Consider the following 5000-nt stretch of genomic DNA (forward strand, 5'->3'; position numbering starts at 1 on the left):
TCGGCACGCTGTAGATCGCATGCTGGAAAATTCCCGTGTGGTCGGTCATCCGGAACAGATGATCGAGCTTGACCGCGGGGATCGGATAGCTGCGCTGGCCCATCCCCGCAACAGCCGGAACGCTCAGTCCGGCGCGGGCGCGGTCAAAGCTCTCCATGTAGCGTCTCGCCACCTCCGACCAGACCATGTTCCGGCCTTCCTTCCACGCCCGCTTGCGCATGGCGGTCATCCGCGTGGGATGCTCTAGCAATTCGTTCACCGCTGCCGCGATGGCCGGCGCGTCGGCAAAGGGCACCAGCACCCCGCGGTCTCCCGCGAGCAGTTCCCTGGCGTGCCAGTAGGGAGTGGAGACGATAGCCTTCCCGGCCCCGAAGGTGTAGGCCAAAGTCCCAGACGTGATCTGCTCCTCGTTGCGGTACGGCGTGAGATAGATGTCCGCGCCGCCGATGAATTCTTTTAATTCGTCCACTGAAACGAAGCGGTCATGAAAGACCACCTGCTCCGAGACTCCGAGTCTGACGGCTAGTGTCTTGAGGCTTTCCCGATACGCCTCGCCTTGTGTCGCGATCAGGTGCGGATGGGTTGCTCCGACGACGAGATAGACGAGCTTAGGATTCTCGGCGAGAATTGTCGGCAGTGCTTCGATGACTGTTTCGATTCCCTTGTTAGGCGACAGTAGACCGAACGTCAGTAACACCGTCTTGCCCTCTGCGTCGAAGACGTCCTTGTAGAAATTCGAGTCCACGAAGGGCATATCGATAACCCCGTGCGGGATCAGGTCGATCTTCATAGGGTCCACCCCGTATTCCTCCACCAGCAGCCTCTGGCCGCGCTCCGCCATCACGACGAACCGCTCCGACAACTGGTCGAGTCGGCGCATCACCTCGCGCTGTGCCGCATCAGGGGTCTTCAGGACCGTGTGAAGCGTGGTGACAACGGGCTTCTTCAAATGCTCCAAGAAACCCAGCAAATTTGAACCCGCTGATCCTCCGTAGATGCCGAATTCATGCTGCACCGAGACCACCTCGACGTTGTTGATGTGCAGGAACTCGGCCGCACGCGTGTAGGAGCCCGGGTCATCCTGAGCGATTTCAAAGCGGACACGCGGTGGATAGTCGTAACCCTCGGCCCGGTCGTTGATCGCCCCGGCAAAGCAGCTCGATTCGGGGAACTCCCCGGCAATCGCCTCGCAAATGTCCGCGGTGAATGTCGCAATCCCGCAACGCCGCGGGGTATGATTGCCGATGAACGCGATGTGGCGGGTGGGCTGAGAAAGCATCATGTGGGCGGAAATCAAAACGATCTCGCGCACTCCATGGCAGCGGTATCCGAAAACACCGACAAGCAGCCCGATGGCCACCTACGAAACAACCTACCCTAGACCTGTGGCGAAGCGAGTCAATGACTATAAAATTGGTCGTTCATCCGCGCAGCGACGGTCAGCTCGAAACCGGGAGTGCCTCCACCCAGACCCCCACGTCCATCGTGGCTCCCGAGCAGCCGTGATAGGACCCGGCGATCGGTGGCACCGATTCGGGGTCACGCGCCACGGCAACCGGAATATTGTCGATCCCGGCGAGCTGGCCGGTAGTCGGATCAAAGCCCTTCCAACCGGCACCCGGGAGATAGACCTCCAACCACGCATGGGTCGAACCGAAGTCGAACGGAGACGGCGGGGCGTTGAGATACCCACTCACAAAGCGAGCTGCCAGGCCCAGTTGCCGAGCGGCTGCAATGAAGAGAGCTGAAAAGTCGCGACAGGATCCGCTGCCTAAGGCCAGAGTCTGCGCGGCCGATTGCACACCCGGTTCCTCCCTAGTCCGGTATTGCACGTCTTGGTGAATGCGTGAGTTGATTCGCCCCAGCAACTCATAGGTTTCAATCCGCTCCGCCGGATGCCAGATCATCGCGATCCAATCGCGCACGGCAGCTTCCACCGGCCCTATGCCGAAGTAGGGTACGAGTAGCTCCCGATCGGCTGCCGGATACTCGAAAGGGTAGTTCGCAGCGGTTTCGTTGACGACGAAGTCGAGCGGTGCCTCATTGAATTGCCTAATGATCATCTCGCTCTCTATCGCCAGTCGACTGGTGGGCTGGGAGAAGCTGGCCGTGGCGACAGAGTTGTTTTCGACGTCACGGTGCCATCGGACGACGGCCGTCGGCGAGATGACCAGCTTCGCCGACTCGATCTTCAGATCATGGCCTTCACGCGGACGAAGCAGGAGCTGGTGGGTGCCGAGGATCACCTGGCTCGTGAAGCCGTAGTAGGTCCGATGAATGATGCGAAAACGGTGCATGGGGGTCAGGGTTGGTGGCTGAGGGTGCAATCGCGGATGGCTCCCTTAATCGCCGGTATCAGCGGAGGGGCGACACTCAAGGTCCGGATGCCGCACTTGAGAATGCGGGATATCTGGTCCGGCCGCCCGGCCAGCTCGCCACAGAGTGAAACGGCGAGATCGCTCGCCTCCTCGCAACCCATCCTCAGCAAACGGAAGATGACGTCCGAGGCATCGTCGAAATAGCGCTCCACGGCGGCATTCTCCCGGTCCGCCGCAAAGGCGTATTGCGTTAGGTCGTTGGTTCCGAAGCTTACGAAATCCGAATGTCTCGCGATTTCTTGCATATCAAGGACTGCGGCGGGGGTCTCAAGCATCGCCCCGACGGGCGGGAGCTTCTTGATCTGCTGTCGCGTCGCGATCGCATGGAGTCTCTCCCGGACCGCGAGCATGTCCCCGGCTACGCTGACCATCGGCACCAGCACGCTAAGATCGAAATGCCCTGCCAGTTTCAGGATCGTTCGCAGCTGGGTATCGAGCAATTCGGGATACTCCAGCAACAGGCGGATCCCCCGGCGACCGAGGGAAGGATTGGACTCTGCCAGAAAACCCAGGAATGGCAGTGGCTTATCCGCTCCGATGTCCAATAACCGGACGCAGACGGGCATCCCTTGTGCTGGAGCGAGCGATTGCTGCATCTCCTCGAAGAGTTCTTCCGCGCTCGGCGGCTGGCTCCGACCGATGTAGGCCTGCTCAATCCGGTAAAGGCCCACCCCCTCCGCTCCGCTCTCTATGGCCATCCGGGTGTCATCTGCGTTTCCGACGTTCGCCATCACTGCGATTCTCACGCGGTCGCGAGTTAATGCCGGCCCCTTGGCGTGTTCTAATGCCAATCGGCTGGCTGCCTTCTTCCGCCTCACCTCGGCATGGAACTCCTCGACCTGGTTCCGCGCCGGATGGATTGTCACCTTACCGTGATCGGCCTCAACCAAGGAATGAGCGCCGATCGGCTTCGTGGCTACCAGACCGGCGAGACCGGAGATGCAGGGCAATCCCATCTCTCTGGCGAAAAGAGCGGAGTGGGATCCATGGCTGCCATACTCGAGAAGCACGGCAGCCGTCGATCTCGAGCGGAGGATCATCGTATCCGATGGTAGCAGTCGCATCGCCACCAGAACACAGCCCTCCGGGATGTCCTCCAAAGGGTGGGCGCTGATTCCCGCGAGTGCTCCCCGCAGACGGCGGGAGAGATCCCGCATGTCATCTCCCTTGTCGCGGGCTATCTGTGACTCCATCAAGAGAAAGCGGTTCTCCCATCGCAGGAAAACCGTTTTCACTGCGCTGCCCGCACTAACGAGATTCTCGGTGATCTCCCTTCGTAGCTCTGCCTTGAGAGACGCGTCCTCCAGCAGAATGTGGTGCACGCTGAAAACCTGCGCGAGTTTCGCATCAATCTCCCTTTCCACTTTCTCCGCCAGCGCAAGGAGTTCCTCGGAGATGCTGAGTGTCGCTCTGTCGAGCCGCGAGATCTCCTCGTCCGAGTCATGCGGGCCCAGATCGTTCGCGAACCAACCATCGAAATAACCGCCGAGTGGATCGCCGACATGCAGGGGACCTTCGGCAAGGCCGGGAGAAATCGAAGTGCCGACGTAGATCTGAGGAGTGACAGCGTTCATAAATCCGTACATTGCTGCCGGTAAATGCGTCGCGCCTTGATGACGGTACCAACGGCACGAATCGGCCGAGTTGAATTAAATTCACGCTGAACGCGATTCTTCCTCCTCGGTCAGGACACTGGCACCGATTCGCCACTGCGGCAAAGATAATCCGAAGCGGACCTGGGTGGCTGGCAGCGAAATTCGTCTCCCATCTCTGTGGGCGGGCTGCGTCACGAGGATCGCTCGGATCGGGGCTGGGGCTTCGCCTGACTCGGCAACTGGCGTTGTCTGGTCTTCAGACACAAAGTGCGTTCTCACAGTCTATTCGAGACTTTTAATTTCGCCTGCTCGACGATCCTCGTTAAAAATCCTGAAACCACCAGCATCAGAAAAGTGCATTGGATCCCTAGATTTGAATCAAAAAGTTCGCAATAGAGAGATGCCGAGATGGCGGAGGGGGTGGGATTGCCTTCGCTCCGCTCCGGCCATTCCAGAATGTGCTCGCGCCACTTGCAGGGTAGGATCCGGTCGCGAAGCTCCCGCTGAATTCAAACCCGAATCGCTGGCGCTCGTCAGGGTTCTCCGCCCCCCTAAAAGCGCCATGACCCCATCCCTGCGAACAGGGATGGGGTCATGGCGGGCCGCGGGGGATGAAATTACGAACTTTTGCGCCGATTTCCTGCCTCGTGGGCGTCATTCGCGATACTTGGAAGGACGGAATGGAGCTTGCGCACCCCATCCGGCGCAAATGGCGGGACGAAATCCCCCCCATGAAGCTGCTTTTGGAGCGGGAGCCGGGAATGAATTTGATCCATTTGAGTCAGAACTGGCGGCAAGCACTGGACTGCGGCCTTGTGGCTTCTTCAGCGGAAATTGCAGAGAAGGTCGGCCTCTCGGCGGGTCGAGTGCGGCAGATTGTGAGATTCTCAAGTCCTCCTCCCCTTAGGACATGAAGCGTCTGCAAGACTGCACCCCCGGGGGCCATCTCCGCCGTCAGGATTTCACGGCGGCACCTGTCGCGGGGTGCCGCTCCCTTGTTCCCTCGCGGCTACTTTTTTTTCGGCGG

The 5000-nt window shown here is 59.8% G+C and carries 3 protein-coding genes; all 3 read right to left on the bottom strand.

All coding sequences use genetic code 11. The annotated features are described in order from the left end of the window. Positions 1-1360 (bottom strand): glycosyltransferase family 4 protein (locus HNR46_RS20130; RefSeq protein WP_343076068.1); only part of this gene is annotated, 1360 nt, incomplete at its 3' end. Between the two features lie 79 nt (positions 1361-1439). Further along, positions 1440-2297 (bottom strand): transglutaminase family protein, encoded by an 858-nt coding sequence (locus tag HNR46_RS20135; protein ID WP_184022438.1) that lies wholly within the window; start codon positions 2295-2297, stop codon positions 1440-1442. 5 nt (positions 2298-2302) lie between these two features. Further along, positions 2303-3952, bottom strand: coding sequence for a putative PEP-binding protein (locus HNR46_RS20140; protein WP_184022440.1), 1650 nt, complete (start codon positions 3950-3952; stop codon positions 2303-2305). Positions 3953-5000 lie beyond the last annotated feature (1048 nt).

It is taken from the genome of Haloferula luteola (assembly GCF_014201715.1).
Lineage (GTDB): Bacteria > Verrucomicrobiota > Verrucomicrobiia > Verrucomicrobiales > Akkermansiaceae > Haloferula > Haloferula luteola.